Raw genomic sequence first — 18,046 nt, 5'->3', positions numbered from 1 at the left:
CTGCCAGAGTCGCGTCATTTTTTGAATTTGAGGCGAGTGTTTATGTCTTCTTGACAAATTTAAAAAAGCATATGAATTTGATACAGTTTTTGGGAATAGACTATAAGTAAAGCTTGAAAAACTATCATAAGAAAAATTAGTACCTTTTGGAGGCGAAAATAAATGACTAATACAGAAAATTATGTAATCATAGGCAATGGTGCAGCGGGCTATTATGCCGCAAATACTATAAGAAAAAATAATAGCACTGCCAGCATAAAGATAATCTCTGCTGAGAAATATCTAACTTACTATAGACCACAATTATCTGAATATCTTTATGAAGAAATTCCGGAAAAAAAATTCTATCTCTCTCCGGACAGCTGGTATGTGGATAATAACATAGATTTGCAGCTGGGGACTTTTGTTACAGAAATCCACACAGCAAATAAAGTACTTAAATTGGAAGATGGATCCAAAGTTAATTACGATAAGCTTATTTTAGCCAACGGAAGCAGCAATTTCATTCCACCTATTAAGGGTACAGAATTGGAAGGCGTTTATACCTTAAAATACAAAAACGATGCAGATAGGATTAAGGAAGCCATAAAAAGTTCTAAGAAGGCTGTAGTGATAGGCGGTGGCCTGCTGGGCTTAGAGGCAGCTTGGGAAATGAAAAAGTCAGGCCTTCAAGTTACAGTTGTGGAATTCTTCCCCCGTCTGCTTCCAAGACAATTGGACGATACCGGATCGGAGCTTTTCAAGAATATAGTAAACAGCTCCGGAGTAGATATTATACTTGGCGATAGTGCTGAAGAAATAATATCTCATGATACAGTGAGTAAGGTCTCTGCCTTGAGATTAAAAAGCGGAAAGATTATAGACACTGATCTTGTACTATTCTCTGCAGGCATAAGACCAAATAAGACCCTTGCAGAGAAGTCCGGTATCCTTTGTCATCGGGCAATTGTGGTAAACGAAAAGATGGAAACTAATGTAAAAGATATATATGCCTGCGGCGATGTTGCTGAAATTAATGGGATTGTATATGGAACCTGGCCGGCAGCCATGGAAATGGGAAAGGTTGCAGGTAAAAATGCTACCGGAGAGAACAGTAAATTTAAGGAGTTTTCTTCTTCAGTAATCTTTAGAGGCTTAAATGCAGAAGTATTTTCCGCAGGCACAATAGATTTCAATGATGTATCCCTAAAACAATTTGCTCAAGAAGACAGTTCAAAGAAAATTTATAAAAAGATCTTCTTTAAGGACGGTGTATTAGCAGGAGCCATCCTCATCGGTGACACTAAAAAGGCGGCCAAAGTTATCAGCGGTATGAAAAACTCCGCCGGGGAAGAGATTGTTAATGAAATATTGGCTTAATTTCAAAAAACATGAGAGATATGCAACCCCTATTGCATACCTCTCATTTATGTCCTTGACTAACCAACATTTTCTTCAGCCTTTTTCAGATCTAAGAATTGGAAGCTGTCTGCTATTACCTCTGACACATACCTTCTTACTCCGTGTTCGTCCTCATAGCTTCTGTTAGCCAGTCTGCCACAAACGCTGATGAGACTTCCCTTTGTCAAACATTCAGAAGCCGCCTCCGCTCTCTTACCCCATACCACTACAGGAAAAAAGTCCACGTCTCTTTCACCGTTTGCATTTCTATATTCTCGTTCCACTGCTAGAGTGAACCTGGTAATAATTTTCCCCGTATCTTCAATTATCTTCTTATCTGGATCCTTTGTTAACCTACCAATTAAAAATATTCTATTCATTTTGACCTCCGGCTACCTTTTTTTTATAATTATAGCCAGCTTTTTTGTTTTATAAACACCTTGTTATAAAAATATTTAATGGCTATAATCTATATGAAGGAAGTGATACAGATGTCAGAAATTTTGGGCTATAAAATATTCGGCGGAAGTAAAGATGAGCTCTTGACCACAGTTTTTCAAAAAAAGGATAAAGTTAATATCATATCCGGAAATCCTGAGGTTTTATATAACGGACTTAAGGATGATCAGCTCCAAGAAAACTTTAATGATGAAAGGTCCATAATAATACCGGATGGAATTGGAGTAGTTTATACCTCAAAATTGCTGAGAGATCCTGTTAGGGAAAAAATCGCCGGCATTGAGGTCATGGAGGCCATCATCCAGCGGTGTGAGAGCGATGGCAAGTCCATCTACTTGTTAGGAGCAAATCAAGCCGTAGTTGAAAACTGCCGGTCAAAGCTTCTTGAAAAATACCCCAAATTACATATAGCTGGAATACATAATGGTTATTTTGATATAGATAACTGTGAATCCATAATTGATGAAATCAATGCCGCCTCACCGGAAGCACTGTTTGTAGCCATGGGGTCACCTAAGCAGGATAAATTTATTACTAAATACATGCAACGCTTAAATGTCAGGATTTTCATGGGAGTTGGCGGAAGTTTTGACGTTTTGGCAGGTAAGGTCAACCGGGCTCCTGAGTGGATGTTACAGTGCAATCTGGAATGGCTGTACAGAGTATATAAGGAACCTTTCCGCATAAAGAGACTAGGGGCTATTCCTAAGTTTATGTGGAAGGCAATAACGGATAGGCGAAGTGGTGGCAGCAAATAAGTGGATTGATGCATTTTAAAGGAAAATTACAATTTTCCCTATGGCTTAAATTAACATCAAAAATAGTAGAAATTCAGCTCCGCTGAATTTCTACCTTAATTACTCATTACTAATTGCTCATTATTCGTTTACTTTTTCTTATTTTGGCACTGTTTGCAGACCTGCTTTTTTGAACCGTCTGCACAAACTAGATCATAGAGGAGCTTTACTCCGGTTCTACCGCATACAGGGCAAGTCCCCCTTCCCCTTGCTGGTAGACTCCATAGTGCTTTTCCTCGGCGCTGTTTACTCATTTTATCACCCTTTCTATAAAATCCCCGTTTACATCCGTGCTGACTCTTATACTCTTATCAAACCCACCGACATAAACCCGTACTATATAATATTAAGGGTGATATGAAATTATTACCTTAAATACTCCTCTATTGCTTCCTGCCAGGTTCTCATTATGTCTCCTGTGGTAAGCTCTAACATGTAGTTTCTGAGTACTGAATACTTAGGCCTCTTTGCTGGTCTTGGGAATTCCTCTGTGGTACAGGGGACTACCTCTGTGTTGATGCCCTTTAATCTGAATATCTCTTTAGTGAACTCGTACCATGTGCACTGTCCCTTGCAGGTTGCATGGAATAGTCCATAATTTTTTTCTTCCACCAATTTAATTATAACTCTAGCCAAGTCCACTGTGCTTGTCGGGCTACCATGCTGGTCATTGACAACCTTTAGGGTGTTGTTTGTTTCACTTAATTTCAGCATAGTCTTTACAAAGTTGTTTCCGTCGCCATATAGCCAGGCAGTTCTCAGTATGTAATATTTGGGGTTAAACTGAGCTGTAAGCTTCTCTCCCTGCAGCTTTGAAGCCCCATATACCGTTTGAGGATTTGTGGCACAAAACTCTGTCAATGGTTCTGAATCTTCACCATCAAAAACATAGTCTGTTGAGACTTGAACTATCTCTGCCCCTATTGAGTAGGCTGCAGCAGATAAATTTTTAGGACCCATTGCATTGATTTTATAGGCATTATCTGCATCAGTTTCACATTTGTCTACTGCGGTATGAGCGGCGCAGTTGATGATTACATCCGGTCTATGGTGATGCACATAGTCATAAACCTGCTTTACATTTGTAATATCAAGATCAGCAACATCTGTCAACAACAGTTCCACATTCTTTTCTGAATACTGCTTCGTCAATTCGCGGCCAAGCTGTCCGTTGGCACCAGTTATTAATACCTTCATACTTAACCTCCAATGTATATAATCCTTTTTATTATATCACTGCTCAAGGTCCAGTGCCAGTGTGGCATTAATCTCCCCTCCAATTAAGAGTATCAGGGAACTTAAGTATATCCAAACCATCAGGATAAATATTGCGGCTATTCCGCCATATACTCTTGAATAATTTGCAAAATTATCTACGTAAAAGGAAAAGCCCATGGATATGATAATCCAGCCCGCTGTGGAGAATAATGCTCCGGGTATTACTTCCTTACGTATAAGCCTGCGGCTTGGCGTATAGTGATATATAAAGGTAAAAATCATTGCCATTACCAATACAATAATAACGTATCGAAATATATTCCATAATAATACAAAAACATCAGAAAATTCAAAGCAGCAGCTTAGATAGTTTCCTATAACATTTCCAAATACCAGCAGTCCCATAGTCAAGATCACTACTAGAACAAGCCCAAGTGTAAACAAAATATACAGAAGCTGTAACCTGAGAAAACCTCTTTTTTCCTTTTCATCATAGGCTTTGTTAAGACAGCGTACCACAGCCTTTATTCCTCCTGTGGCGGACCATAGGGTGGCAATCAAACTAAAAGATAACAAATCCCCCTTTTTTACATCAGTGACTTCCGCTATTATATCTTTTATGAGACTTAAAGATTCCCTTGGAATTATCCCTTCCATATAAACCAATAAATCTTTACTCCTTAAGGGCGTAAATCCAACTATTGCAAGCAAAAATATTAAGAAGGGCATAAAGGATAATATCATGCTGTATGCCAATTGTGAAGCCATTGCAGGAACTTCATCCTCTTTGATCCGTTTGATTAAAGCTGTAATAAACCATATAGTTTTATTCATTTGCATTACCTCATTGTCTGTCAGCTAGCCTTGCTCTCTAACAAGGCAACAATATGCTTCATTTCTGATAGGGACAAATCTCCTGAACGCCCCCTAAACTTCTTTATTTCCAGATATAATTCACTTTCTCTTCCCTTTGCATCTCTTTCCTCTATAGTCTTTAAGGCCTTTCTAATCCACCCGCTTAATTCATCATAGGTAGAACTGTATAAATCTTTCCCATAATCTCCGAAATTATACCTTATAGTAAAAGTCTTCAGTAGTTTGTTAGCCTCACAAATCAAGTCAGCATACATAATAACTCACCATCCCTTGCTACATAATAGCTACACTATAGTTAATATTCTATCATATACTTATAACGTTTTCAAACAAAGGCCTGCCAAACTCTGTAAAAAAATATATTTCTATTGTTTGTAATTTATACTTTTTTATTGTATAATAAAAATTGATTTGTAATATTAATATAAAAACGGCAACCTCTAGTCAACCTGCACTCATTTTTATTAGATGACTTCGATTGCCGAATTTAGAAGGAGGCTTTATTATGGCTTTTTGTTCAAATTGTGGCAGCCTTGTGGCTGACAGCGACAAATTTTGTGGCAACTGTGGCACTGTAGTGGATACTCAAACCACCACAAATTATAATCCGCAGCAACCGGTTCAACCAAACTTTCAACAGTACAGTCAAAATCCACAACAACCATATTTTCAGCAAAACTTTGGACAAGGTTATACTCAGCAATATGCATCACAGGCAACATCACAGTTCGGTATTGCCATGAGTCAACTGGGCAAGCAGTTATCAAGCTTCTTAAAGAATCCTGTAGCTGTTGTAACTCAAACCAGGTTTGAAATTTCTGCTTTGGCTACATACATCTTTTCCGTCCTTATGACATTATTACTAATTTTGTTAAACTTTTGGGGGGCTGCTCAAAACAAAGCCCTGGCAAATAATTATGATGGTAGGGGAACCATAAGCAGATTAAAGGTTAGCCCTGGTATCGGAATCTTTGGTGAAGATGCAAACTACGGTAAATTATTTTTGACATCTTTCTTCTTCGTAATAATTATGTTAGCGGCTATCTGGGCCTTATCCTTATTCATTAATGTGGTTATTTTAAAAGGAAGACTTAATGCCCTGCAAACCCTAAATTTAGTTGTATTTGCATCCATACCTTATGCTTCCTTATACTTACTAGCTACCTTATTCGGGTATATTGAAGGTAATGTATCCTATTTAATATATTTGGCCGGTATATTTGCTTCATTACTCCTGCTTTTTAAAGCCTTAGGCAGTAACATTCAGAAGTCTGAAACTGCCCATATGTATGCTTGTTTAATACTACCGGTAGCCCTTTATCTTCTTAACTTTATATTCTTCAAGGTTGCGGGCGTAGAAGTTGCCATATACTATAACGGAATATTCATGGGAATATTTTAACTGGTAAAAAAAACTCGGAAGTTTAAAACTCCCGAGTTTTTTATTTCTTCGTATTGTGAGTGAGAGATGTTACTTGTGAGGTGCCAGGCACCTCACGCGGCACGGCACCTCACGCAGCACCTGCCGCAGCACCTGCCGCAGCACCTGCCATGGCCAGCAGCACCGCGAAGTTATATAATATACCGTGAATGCTGCCCCCATATAATATTATTTGAGCCAGGCCATCATGAACCCAGTAGGTGGGCATGAAAGCAGCCAGTTTTCCTAAAGCTGCAGGCATCATTTCCAAACTCCATATGCAGCCTGAGAGTATGCCCATCACTAAGATTACTATGGGCATAAAGCTTTGAAAGGAAATATGTCTTGGAAATATTGAAGCAACCAAAATGAGCATAGTTGCCGCCGCTAAAGTATATACCAGCATAAGTAAGGCAATTGCAACCAAGCCTTGAAGGGATACTCCTTCCAGCACGGTATGCATCATTATAAACTGCAAAACCGTAATTATGATCCCTGCCAGGGCAACAGCCAAAATATCTGCAATTAGCAGCTTGCCGGAAGATACACCTGCTGTTTTTATCCTATTCCTCACCTTGTTTTCCCGCTCTTTTATTATGTTGCTGCAGCCCGTTAGCATAAAAATGGTGGTAAAGATAATAATGAGCCCTAAGCCAATAGAAACTGAAAAGGTGTCCCTGTTGTCTTTATTGTCCTCCTCTGCCTGGTCACCTGTCCACTGCGGTGTACGAGTATCCACCAGTACCGGAAGTTTAAATGTATCGTCACTTTGGTACTCTTCTATTCTCATGCTTATGCCTTCTATAATCCTTTGCCTTTCTTCCGAAGGCAGAAGGCCTTCCGCTGCATTGATAACCTTATACTGACAAATGGAAGGGATTATTTCCCCGGCAATTATATCACTGACACCCATGGCGGTAATGCTGCCGGGTACTGCATATACTGATACAATATCTTCGTACTGCCCTTTCTGAATGTTCTCCTCAAAACCACTTTCAAAAATATAGACGGCTATAACTCTTTCTTTTGACAAATACTCTTCTATTTCATTCTCTTCTATTGTATGTAAGTCAAGGGCCGGATTATCCTTGATATCCTCTACAAGCTTTTGAGACAGAGGTGAACCGTCCCTGTCAATAACAGCAATGGGTACAGCTTCGTAGAGATTAGTCTTTTCAAAGATCCTGTTTACCATTAAGGAAAAAGTCAAGGGCAGCAGGATGCAAAGTAAAATAAACAGTCGGTTTCTCAGCATTAGCTTGAATCTGTTACCTATAATGCTTAAAACTTGTGAACCGTCCCCCATCCTTTTCAAAACTTGTGAACCGTCCCCCCTCCTTTTCATCCCCGCACCACCTTTCTGAGCCTTACTGAGGCAATACCCAAAAGCAACAAACCTATAGCTGAGAAAGACAGCAATATTTCTTTTATACTGCTTGATGGATAATAGTTTACTATATACATGCTTCCCTTTATGATCCAATAGTTTGGAGTTACAGATGCCAGCTTCTGAATTTCTGCAGGCATCAGCTGCAGGGGCAAAAAACTTCCTCCAGCCAAGGCGCAGATGAATACAGATATATTTCCTGCAGCTATGAAGGCCTCCTCCCTTTGAAAGAAGGCAGCCAGGAATATAAATATACTTGCTATAAAGAGTATAGATATGGACATGTATAAGACCATCCTCAATATCAAGTCAGTATGCAGAACCTTCCCTGCTACGGCCAAGGGCAAGATAAAGATCAGGGCCTGAAGGATACCAAAAAATGAAAAAGAAATCCATTTACTTATGATTATTCTAAGCGGACCTGTCGAAGATACCAAGGTTCTCTTATAGCAGCCACTGTTTAATTCTTTTATAAGATAGTTTCCTGAGGTCACCCCACTGTACATCAATATCAGCACTAAAATAGCAGAGATAAAGTATTCCGTTGAGGCTGCGGAAGGAATATTATCCAGCTCCTTCTGTTCAAAGAGATTTCCTCTGGACAGGGCCGTAAATATGAGGTCTATAGACATCTTTTCATTGATGTCTATAAGCTGGTCCTGGGTAAAGTCGTAATCCTCGAGATAGTCAATAAAGGCCATAATGGATTTTTCTACTGATGAAACATAAACTCCATAGCTCTCCATCATGTTTTTCAGGACCGAACTCTTTAATGGTTCTCTCTTGTTCAATATGACCTCTATGGGGTAGTTTTCAAGATAGATCAAGCTTCTGGAGAAGCCTTCCGGTATCACAATTATGCCGGTGAGTTCATTTCTCTCGAAGGTTTTCTCTGCCTCCGGGTATTCCATAATTTCCATTTTCACCATCTTAGAAAAGGAGGTGTTATCCTTAAAATTACTGATGAGCATACGGCTTAAGGTACTCTTTTCCTTATCCACCACCGCAACCTTCATAGGGGTTATATCTGCCTCCCTCTCCATCATGTCAGAAAACACAAAGGCAAAAATTCCGTATAATAAAAATGGAAGACACAGGGAGGCAATAACTGCTCCCCTATGTCTTACAATCAGTTTTAAATCTTTTTTAATTAAGTTCACAAGACTATATAACATATTTAGCACCAACTTTATTTATTAAAAGCCACCGCCGAAAGTAGACATAATTGCTTGTTGCAGCTTTTCAGTAATAGATCCCATCATATCCATTAATTCATACTCATCCATTTCTGCTAAGTTTCTGGCGCCATCTGTGGATATCTTTTCTATTTCAACATCACCATCAAAGGCATTGTAGGTAGTTTCTATTACCAGGGATCCCTTTAAGCCAGCCATGCCCATGGCTTCTCCTAAAAGCTCTCCGGTCTCTATTTCATAGGTTATCTGTCTCAATCTGTTGTTTGAATCTATTCGGAATTTAGCATTTGAGTTAAACTGGAAATGAGCTAATTCTGACTCCAGTTCATCAAGGGCAGTTTCCAGCTCAGCCATAGCTTCATCCCAGTTAGTATCAAATCCATCTATGAATTCCCTGAAGGTCTCTTCATTCAAATCCAGTTCCTCCAGGTCCCCATTTTTCTCTGCTAAATCATAGAATTCCTGAACCTTGTCCTTTATTAAGGCCTTCAGGTCTTTATCATCTACAACTTTCTCCAACAGGCCTTTTATAACCTTCTTTATGAAAGCGTCATTTATTGTCATTTCAATTTCATCAGCATTGACAGTCTTTTCCTTGCCGCCTTCAACAACAGCTACCTTAACAGACCCATTTTTCTTCACATACTCTGAAAGAACCTCTTCAAAGAAGTCTCAGTAATTTTTTGACACGGTCTTGTACCTGCTGTCCTCTTGAATTTCCTCTATGAATTTTTCATAGGCAGCAAACTGGTCCATGTCAATAGTCATTGTTGGTGACATACCACTGAGGTCTTCCCCTGCCAATTCTTCCAGGTCCTCCAGGCTTGCATATAACGGCTCGTCCAGTAATTGCTCTGATTGTATTATGACTACATCCTCATCCATGTAGGCCTTCAATTCCACAACGGGCACTTTCTTGAAATTCAGTGCAATGTCAAAAGCACCTTGTTTTTTATTCTGATCATATTTTCCGCCTACCCTGATAGCCATTCCCTCAATTACATCTTTAACTAAGATGTTCTCACTGGAAGAACCTTCAAGCTTTAGCTTTAATTCTGTAGCAACATCTACAGCCTCTATCTTGGTAAGGTTTTTTAAGGCCTGCATTGTTTTATCTGCAGGAGTAGCAAACAATTTCCTGCCCAGGGTAAGGTATAGGCCTGCAAGAACTGCAATTACAGCCAGTGCAGCAAACAAACCAGCCAAAACTGGTGTCTTCTTTGATTTAGGTATTGGGGCGGGCTGCATTTGAGCACCGAATCCATCGTCAACAAAAGAGTTATTGTTAACGCTAAAATCAAGACCTTCGTTGTTATAAGCAGTATTGTTCATTCCGGGATTATAGGCAGACTGCTGAGTGGTATTATTGTCAACACTATCAGGTGTTTGACCATTATTTACAGCATATCCGCATACTGTACAGAATTTTGCATCAGCTTGCAGCTGCGCCCCGCACTTTTCACAAAACATTATGGGTCCCCCTTTAAAAATTATTAAAAGTATTACCAAAAAGTAATCTAAGGTATATTATACGATATTGCTAGATATTTTACCAGTAGGAAGATAAAAGTCATACTGGAAGATTTATGTAAACCTTACAAACTATTAAGCAAAACCTTGTTTCAATTTGTAATTAGTGATGAGCAATTAGTAATTAAGGAAGAAATTCAGCGGAACTGAATTTCTATTAAATTAATAAAGTAAAAGATTTTTCATAGTGAAATGGAGAAAAATCCTCCATAATTAATCATTGCTAATTACTCATTAATCATTAAAAACAGACAACCTCCGGTTGTCTGTTTTTACTTTGCTCCTTTTTTAGCTAAAACCACATACACTGTCTTAATCATTATCTTTATGTCATTCCATATGCTTCTCTTATCTATATATTCCATATCCAGCATAACTCTTTCTTCATAAGTGGTATCACTTCTTCCGCTGACCTGCCAGTTGCCTGTTAGGCCCGGCTTTACGGAAAGTAGCTTGTCTTTATATTTTCCGTACTTTTCCAGTTCCTTTTCCACTATGGGTCTTGGACCTACCAATGTCATATTGCCTATTAAAACATTAAAAAACTGTGGAAGTTCATCAATACTTGTCTTTCTTAAAAAACCTCCAATTCTGGTTATTCTAGGGTCATTTTCCAGCTTAAAGTTTTTTTCAAATTCTTTTTTCTCCTCTTCAGAAAGGTTATTTAACAATTCATCTGCATTGTGAACCATTGACCTGAATTTATATACCTTAATAATTTTACCGTTCTTACCGAGACGGTTATGACCAAAAATTGCTGGCCCTTTGGAATCCAGTTTAATGATGATGGCTACAATAAGAATTAGCGGACTAAATAATATAAGACCGACTACCCCTCCGATGATATCAAGAACTCTTTTCACTATATTATACATAGATATATCCTCACTAAAACTTAACTTTCCCTGTATATTAAACTTTTTTGCAGCTTGTACTTCTTTCATATAAAACTCCTCCTTGGTATTATATTTGCCAAGCATTAAAGAGTATTTCCAGTTTTCACTAATATATTCTTAAATATCAGCCTGCTGTCTCAAATCTCACGTTATTATTATAACCTACAAACTACAAATGTTTCAATAGTTATAGTTACCATGTCTACAATCGCTTGTCAATTATCCTCTTTGAGGTACCAGCAAAGGTTCTTGCCAAGTCTTTAATTTTGCTGTACTTAGCGGACTTAAACATAACCTTCCAACTATATATGGGAGTTTTTATATTAAAAAGCTTCATTGACAAAATTTTTGCTATTAATGTAGTTCTTCTGTCATATTGAAAGGGTTGAATATTCTTCATATACTTAAAGTCAACCTTTGATTCTAGGGCCACATAGTTCTGCTTAAGGGCCTCTTGGAAGATTTCTTTTCCCTTCTGATTTCTTATGACCACCAGGCTTCTTCCCTTTCCTTCTTCGAACTTAGGATATCCCTTTTCGTCTCCAAACCAGCCGTCACCACAGACAATATCCGCAAATTCCCCTATGCCATCTATACAGATCTTACATCTTCTTTGAAGAGTTCTGTTTAGAATCTTTCCCCAGGATTCTTCATACTTCATAGTATAGGTTCTTCCATCCTTTGTCACTATCTTAGTAAGTCCCGGCCAGCCCTCCCCCCTATATCTGAAGGACCTGACTTCCTCTTCTTTTACATTAAATTTTCTGAGTATGTTTCTGGTGCCCTCAGTACTAGGAACTCCGGCACAGAAAAAAGACAGTATATAGGGGATTCTTTCCTCCACTCTCTTATCCACCTTGGCAAACATCCTAAGGGCTCCTGCATCACAAGGCTTGCCAACAAAAGCATACACCTTATCCCTTTCCAGCAGGGCTGCTATGTTGCTCAGCGGGGCTGAAGGAGAGTATCTTGAGCCAGCATTGCTTAAAATCTCTTCCTTGGTATAACTTATTTTGACCTCATTGAGCAGGGGATTATCCTTTGCAACTCCTATATGAATAACAGCATCTATTTTTCCTGTTTCCAGCAGAAAAATTAACAAGGACGACAGGACTCCGCCGGATGAAGCCATTTCTCTAATGCCTTCATCGGTGGAATAGGAAAGCACAATATCTTCATGACTGCCCCAAACATAATCCTTAACGCCTACCAGGTTATGTTTTATTGTATAACCGGGGCAAAACTCTCCAAACATTTCATCTTCCTCTGCAGTCAGCTCCTCTTCTGTATATGGCCTTATATATCCTTTTTCACTATACTTTATATCAATTTTTGAAAAGACTGAGCCGCAAAGGCCGCAGCCGGCACATAGGTCATTTTGTTTAACTCTTTCAAATTTTGATGTCATCATGAACACCTCTTTTCCTCAGACTTCTGTCAACCATTGGCATTAAAGAGTTTTACCTCTTAACTTACCATAGTATTCCTTAATATCAATGAGTTTTAATTTACTGTATATGAGCAAGGACCCTGAGTATATTATTATACCAAAAACAAATAGAGATACAACCACATCTATTTTGAAAAAGCTAGCTATAAGGTAAGCTATTGCCGAAATTATGGATGGTACAATAAAAATTATAGCCAATGTCCTGTAGGGCAGAAGCTTTCTCTTTGGCACCTGCAAAAATCTGCTTATCTGATAGATTTGCAGAAAAACCAATAAATACTGGACTATTACATTGGAATAAGCCGGACCAGAAAAGCCTATCTTTTGAATCAAGAGATAGTTTAGTGTTATGTTTACAACTATACCGATGATCATGTTGTACATGGTATACTTCTGCTTTTTTATTGCTACCAATATATTTCCAAATACTGTGAAATATAGAGGAAACTTTATCAAATATATGACAAATATTGGGGCGCTTTCTATATACTTTTCAGAAAGCAGGGCTATTACGTAACCTTTGTTGAAGAAAAGCAGAATCCAAAAGATTGGAAACATAATAACAGCAGTTTTTTCGCAGGCCTTTCCCCAGGTTTCTAAAAGCTTATTGGGATTTTTCTCTGTCTTATATAACTGTGAAAGGCTGGGTAAAAGTACCGTAGCAATGGATACAGTTATTATTCCAACCAAGGGTATATCCTTAGCTGCATTGGAATAAATGGCATATTCCCTCTCTGTAAAATTGGCCATGATAAAGAAATTATCAATAAACATGTTCAGATTTTGCACAATGGCTACTATACCCAGTGGAATAGAAAATTTAATCTGCTTTATTAACAGTTCTTTATTTATAGTTAACTTAATCTTTTCCATCCTTATTATTATTATCAGCATGACTATGGATCTCACAGCTTCCACAATTATCATAAACTCCAGCAGCAGCCATAGATTGTTGAAAATAGCTATTGCCGCAATATTCAGGGAGAAGCTGATAATAATATATATGATATAAATCTTGCCCAGGACACTGGTTTTGTCAGCACTGACATACAGGTTTTCCAAAAATCCAAAGGCTACCATGATAACAGAATATAGTATGATAAAGATGTAATATTCGCCAAAATCCATCTTGCCTATGCTGCTTACTAAGCCCCTTAAGGGTATGAGCAGGGCCGCCATTATAAGAGAAATGGCTACAAGAACCAGCAGGGTGTTACCCACCAGTTCCTCCTTGCGCTTTTTATCAAATCCCTTATAGTAATAGCTTAGGGTTGTTGGAAACCCAAAAATAAATATAACTGCCAGTAAGTTGGTTACCAGAGTCAGGGCATTATAAACCCCCATTACATCTTCCGGCATCTTTCTAGCCATTACAAAGGTGAACAATATGACCAAAATTCCTCTAATCCCCTTACTGAGGGTCAGTATCATTGAATCCTTAAACACGTCATTCCTCCTACCCCCTAAGCTTAGCCCAGGGAGTTAATTAATTCTCTTATTGCATTTTTTACTTGGGGAACTTTCTCCCTAAGTTGCTGGTTTATATCTGCTCTCTCACTATACAAGCTATCAAATTTCACTATGATGTCCTCTTTAGATTCCTCTCTCGGATCTGAAACGCATCTTCCAAGCCCTAAGTCTTCCCAGATCCCTGCAAACTTTCTGCTGTAGGCTATGGGCATTGTTGGCACAGTGGTAGAGATTGCTGCAATACAAGCATGCATTCGGCTGCCAACAAAGAAATCACACTGAGAAATTATGCCCTTAAGCTCGTTCTCTGCGTAAAACTTATCCAAAGTCCTCACTCTACCCCTATATTTCTCTTTAATCTCTTCATATATTTTTTCGCAAAGTCTGAAATCATCTTCTATTTCAATATCCTTATCTAGTACATGAGGCACCAATATTACATTAGCATCCGTTTTTGTTAGAATATGGGCCAAAAAATCATCAATCAGTTCCTTATAATCGGTCTTAAGTGAGAACATATTACTCTTATTGTAGCCTCCATTATATAAAAGTGCGCTGATATTGACACCGATTAAGTTTTTTTCACCCTGGTAAAACAGGTCTTTAACCTTCATTGGTAGCACCGGCTCCATATAAAAGGCCATATCCGGAGAGCACTTTAGGTTTTGTGAAGACACCTTCAAGGAATCAGTTACAATGTTGTAGCTGATCTTATCCCGCGTATAGACCTTTTGGGATCGTCTTATAATATTAGCTGCGACTTTTTTAACAATGGGGTTTTTAAAAGGACCTATTGTCTGAGGCATGAGTATCAGGCCCTTCTTTAAATGAAGAGTGTAGAGTTTCAAAATGGAATGTAGAACAAATCGCTTTAAGCCGTAGATATCACTGAAGCTGTCTCCTTCGCTGATATCCAATACTAAATCAGCCTCTTCAATCTTCTCCCTGAAAAACTTCCCCGTGAAATTGCCCTTTCCCAAAAATCCCTTCACCAAGGTTTTCAAGCCTGCTGGATACTCATCTATCAAATATTTTCTCTCCTTATGGAAGTATTCATTTATACATTTCTCTTTTACCGTATAGGAAAACATCGTTATTTTTATATTATCTTCATATTTATCTAACAGGGCGTCAACGGTTCCCCTGGTGAGAGCATTGACTCCTTTGTTCCCGGAGTTCAGAGAGTAACCCATCAATAGAATATTTCTCATGACGTAACACCTTTCTTTTTTAATTAGTAATTATGGAAGCTTTTCCTCCGCCAGCGGAGGAAAAGCAACAATTATAAAATTTCTTCCTTAACTACTCATTATTTTCACTAATTACTCGTTATTTTCACTAATTATTAAATGATTTGTTTGTTTTTAAGTTATAGAAAAGCTGTTTAATAGTATTGTACTTAATACTATACAGCATTTCGTAGAAAATTTCCGAGGACTCTATTTGGAAGATTTGTACCGGATCTACTTGCTTGAAGGCTCTCAGGCCTATACCTTCCTTTAAGTATTCCATGTTGTCTATGTGCTCTATCCACTTCTCATCTACAGTCTTCAGGAGGGCTACCTTTTCTATGGTTCTGACTCTATCTTCGCCCAGTGTTTTCTCTGCTTCCTCATACACCTCGCAGGCTATGGAGTAAATTATCTCTTCTAGCTCATCATTGGTTTTACCTTTTAATTCTTCATAGCTTAACCTATTGCTCGGAATGCAAAGTTCTTCCGCAAATACAATCAGGTTCTTTAATTCTTCATCCCGTTCTTTTGAGGAAGCATCACCCAAAAATTCAGTTACCATCCTGTTGATGACTTCACTTAGCATGGACAGTATATCATCTCTCAGATCTTCACCGTCCAGAACCCTGTTTCTTTCATCATATATTACCTTCCTCTGAACATTGACTATGTCATCATAGCTTACCAAATTCTTTCTGGCGGCGAAGTTGTTAGCCTCAACAGCTTTCTGGGCACTTTCTATAGCCTTGTTCAAAAGCTTGCCCTCCAGTGGAACATTTTCATCCATAGCCATCTTCTCAACCAGTTCCTTGAATCTTTCCGGCATAAAATGTTTAAGCAGCTCATCCTCTAAGGAGATAATAAACTTGGAAGAACCGGGATCACCCTGACGGCCGGAACGGCCTCTCAGCTGATTGTCTATTCTTCTGGACTCATGTCTGTCTGTACCGATTACCTTAAGTCCACCTAATTCAGCTACTCCGGGGGCCAGCTTTATGTCCGTACCTCTGCCGGCCATATTGGTAGCAATGGTCACGGCACCCTTTTCGCCGGCCTTGGCAATAATCTTAGCTTCCAAGGCATGATTTTTTGCATTTAAAACATAGTGCTTTATGCCCTTTCTCTTTAAGAGGGCAGATATGTCTTCAGACTTTTCTATGGAAGAGGTACCTACAAGTACAGGCTGACCCTTTTCATGGCTTTCAATTACTTCCCTTACTATGGCATTGTACTTAGCCCTGGTAGTTTTATAGACCTCATCATTATGGTCGATTCTTTTTACAGGCTTGTTTGTTGGAATAACCACCACGTCCAGGTTATAGATTTCTCTGAACTCCATCTGCTCAGTATAGGCTGTTCCTGTCATACCGGAGAGCTTGTTATACAACTTGAAAAAGTTTTGCAATGTTATGGTAGCCAGAGTTTTTGATTCATTGTTTACTTCTAGACCTTCCTTGGCTTCTATGGCCTCGTGGAGGCCTTCGTTGAACCTTCTGCCGTCCATAACCCTGCCGGTGAATTCGTCAACTATGAGAACCTCACCGTCATTTACTATATAGTCTCTGTTATTCATCATGATATAGTTGGCTTTTAAGGCTTGAACTACATGATGCTGTATATTTCTATTTTTTTCATCTGCCAGGTTTTCTATACCAAACTCTTTTTCACAAAGCTCAACACCTGCTTCTGTAAGAGTTACCGCCTTTACCTTATTATCTACCACATAGTGTTCATCTTTCTTAAGTTTTTTTACAAAATTGTCCGCAGCATAATAGACCTCTGAAGGTTCGTCCCCTTCCCCGGCAATTAACAACGGTGTTCTGGCCTCATCGATGAGTATGGAGTCAATTTCATCCACGATGACATAGTTCAGGGACCTCATTACTCTCTCTTCCCTGCTGATAGCCATATTATCCCTCAGATAGTCAAAGCCCAGCTCATTGTTTGTACCGTAGGTGATGTCCATATTATAGGCTGTCCTTCTTTCCTCAGGCTCCATATCATGGAGAATTACTCCTACGGTTAAGCCAAGGAACTCATGGATCTGGCCCATTTCATCTCTGTCTCTTTTTGCTAGGTAGTCATTAGTAGTAACTATATGTACCCCTTTTCCAGTTAAAGCATTGAGATACGCCGGCAGTGTAGCAACCAGGGTCTTTCCTTCTCCTGTCTTCATTTCCGCTATTCTACCCTGGTGAAGCACAATACCTCCAATAAGCTGCACCTCATAGTGTTTCATGTTCAAAACTCTATAGGCAGCCTCCCTGACCACTGCAAAAGCTTCCGGCAGTATATCATCTAAAGTCTTTCCCTTTGAAAGCTTAAACTTGAAAACTTCAGTCTTATTTCTAAGCTCCTCATCGGTCAGCTTTGACATTTCTTTTTCATAGCTCTCTATTTTCTTAACTATGGGCATAATTCTCTTTATTTCTCTGGCACTATAATCTCCAAACACATCCAGCAGGTTGCTCATTATTTACACTCCTTCAAAGTAGTCTTAAATTCCCCTTCTTATTATATATACACAGGCTGATTTGCACAACATTTTATAATTAGTAATTAGTAATGAGCAATGAGTAGTTATGGAAGCTTTTCCTCCGCTGGGGAGGAAAAGCAACTATAATTACTCATCACTAATTACTCATTGCTCATTCATGAAACATTGCTGTCGCATAGTGTATAAAGCATATCAAAGGTTATACATTTATCAATTTTAGTGTATAATATATAATTAT

At 38.7% G+C, this 18,046-nt stretch carries 16 protein-coding genes; 3 read left to right on the top strand and 13 right to left on the bottom strand.

The window, feature by feature from the left end; genetic code table 11:
- The first annotated feature begins 162 nt into the window (after positions 1-162).
- On the top strand, positions 163-1,359 hold the full coding sequence (locus FHY60_RS04595) for an NAD(P)/FAD-dependent oxidoreductase (protein WP_139903863.1): 1,197 nt from the start codon (positions 163-165) through the stop codon (positions 1,357-1,359).
- 59 nt (positions 1,360-1,418) lie between these two features.
- On the opposite strand, the gene FHY60_RS04590 is transcribed toward FHY60_RS04595, so the two are convergent.
- Positions 1,419-1,760: a single-stranded DNA-binding protein gene (locus FHY60_RS04590; RefSeq protein ID WP_139903861.1), complete on the bottom strand. Its 342-nt coding sequence runs from the start codon at positions 1,758-1,760 to the stop codon at positions 1,419-1,421.
- Positions 1,761-1,871: 111 nt separating this feature from the next.
- Here FHY60_RS04590 and FHY60_RS04585 point away from each other — a divergent pair, with 111 nt between their 5' ends.
- Positions 1,872-2,597, top strand: coding sequence for a WecB/TagA/CpsF family glycosyltransferase (locus tag FHY60_RS04585; RefSeq protein WP_139903860.1), 726 nt, complete (start codon positions 1,872-1,874; stop codon positions 2,595-2,597).
- Between the two features lie 405 nt (positions 2,598-3,002).
- Here the strand turns inward: FHY60_RS04585 and rfbD are convergent, their stop codons facing one another.
- Genes rfbD through FHY60_RS04570 form a run of 3 tightly spaced genes read right to left on the bottom strand, consistent with a single transcriptional unit; the run spans position 3,003 to position 4,984 of the window.
- On the bottom strand, positions 3,003-3,833 hold the full coding sequence (gene rfbD, locus FHY60_RS04580) for a dTDP-4-dehydrorhamnose reductase (RefSeq protein ID WP_139903858.1): 831 nt from the start codon (positions 3,831-3,833) through the stop codon (positions 3,003-3,005).
- A gap of 36 nt (positions 3,834-3,869) precedes the next feature.
- A complete protein-coding gene (locus tag FHY60_RS04575) occupies positions 3,870-4,688 on the bottom strand; it encodes a YihY/virulence factor BrkB family protein (protein ID WP_243122223.1) in 819 nt (272 codons plus the stop codon).
- A 20-nt stretch (positions 4,689-4,708) separates the two neighbouring features.
- A complete protein-coding gene (locus FHY60_RS04570) occupies positions 4,709-4,984 on the bottom strand; it encodes a hypothetical protein (protein WP_139903855.1) in 276 nt (91 codons plus the stop codon).
- A 251-nt stretch (positions 4,985-5,235) separates the two neighbouring features.
- Here FHY60_RS04570 and FHY60_RS04565 point away from each other — a divergent pair, with 251 nt between their 5' ends.
- Complete coding sequence (locus tag FHY60_RS04565; protein ID WP_139903853.1) at positions 5,236-6,132, top strand: zinc ribbon domain-containing protein; 897 nt, start codon at positions 5,236-5,238, stop codon at positions 6,130-6,132.
- A 109-nt stretch (positions 6,133-6,241) separates the two neighbouring features.
- Here the strand turns inward: FHY60_RS04565 and FHY60_RS04560 are convergent, their stop codons facing one another.
- The 9 genes from FHY60_RS04560 to secA all read right to left on the bottom strand — a co-directional run bounded on the left by FHY60_RS04560 (position 6,242) and on the right by secA (position 17,784).
- Entirely contained in the window at positions 6,242-7,495 is a 1,254-nt protein-coding gene (locus FHY60_RS04560) for an ABC transporter permease (protein ID WP_139903851.1), read from the bottom strand.
- Positions 7,492-8,697 carry an ABC transporter permease gene (locus FHY60_RS04555; RefSeq protein ID WP_180375472.1) on the bottom strand — a complete coding sequence of 402 codons (1,206 nt, stop codon included), beginning with the start codon at positions 8,695-8,697 and terminating at the stop codon, positions 7,492-7,494. The genes FHY60_RS04560 and FHY60_RS04555 overlap by 4 nt, the downstream gene beginning before the upstream one ends.
- A gap of 36 nt (positions 8,698-8,733) precedes the next feature.
- Positions 8,734-9,375 (bottom strand): hypothetical protein, encoded by a 642-nt coding sequence (locus tag FHY60_RS04550; protein WP_139903848.1) that lies wholly within the window; start codon positions 9,373-9,375, stop codon positions 8,734-8,736.
- 30 nt (positions 9,376-9,405) lie between these two features.
- Positions 9,406-10,203, bottom strand: coding sequence for a zinc ribbon domain-containing protein (locus tag FHY60_RS04545; RefSeq protein ID WP_139903846.1), 798 nt, complete (start codon positions 10,201-10,203; stop codon positions 9,406-9,408).
- Between the two features lie 332 nt (positions 10,204-10,535).
- Positions 10,536-11,207, bottom strand: a complete 672-nt coding sequence (locus tag FHY60_RS04540) for a sugar transferase (protein ID WP_139903845.1) — start codon at positions 11,205-11,207, stop codon at positions 10,536-10,538.
- A 154-nt stretch (positions 11,208-11,361) separates the two neighbouring features.
- Complete coding sequence (locus FHY60_RS04535; protein ID WP_139903843.1) at positions 11,362-12,570, bottom strand: Coenzyme F420 hydrogenase/dehydrogenase, beta subunit C-terminal domain; 1,209 nt, start codon at positions 12,568-12,570, stop codon at positions 11,362-11,364.
- 39 nt (positions 12,571-12,609) lie between these two features.
- The gene (locus tag FHY60_RS04530; protein ID WP_139903841.1) at positions 12,610-14,055 is read right to left on the bottom strand and encodes an oligosaccharide flippase family protein; all 1,446 of its coding nucleotides are present in this window, start codon (positions 14,053-14,055) and stop codon (positions 12,610-12,612) included.
- A gap of 23 nt (positions 14,056-14,078) precedes the next feature.
- Positions 14,079-15,290, bottom strand: coding sequence for a polysaccharide pyruvyl transferase family protein (locus FHY60_RS04525; RefSeq protein WP_139903839.1), 1,212 nt, complete (start codon positions 15,288-15,290; stop codon positions 14,079-14,081).
- Positions 15,291-15,417: 127 nt separating this feature from the next.
- A complete protein-coding gene (gene secA / locus FHY60_RS04520; protein ID WP_139903837.1) occupies positions 15,418-17,784 on the bottom strand; it encodes a preprotein translocase subunit SecA in 2,367 nt (788 codons plus the stop codon).
- Between the last annotated feature and the right edge of the window lie 262 nt (positions 17,785-18,046).

It is taken from the genome of Clostridium thermarum (genome assembly GCF_006351925.1).
Lineage (GTDB): Bacteria > Bacillota > Clostridia > Clostridiales > Clostridiaceae > Clostridium_AU > Clostridium_AU thermarum.
Note: the sequence above shows the minus strand (reverse complement) of the source record. Positions and strands in the feature narration are given on the sequence as shown.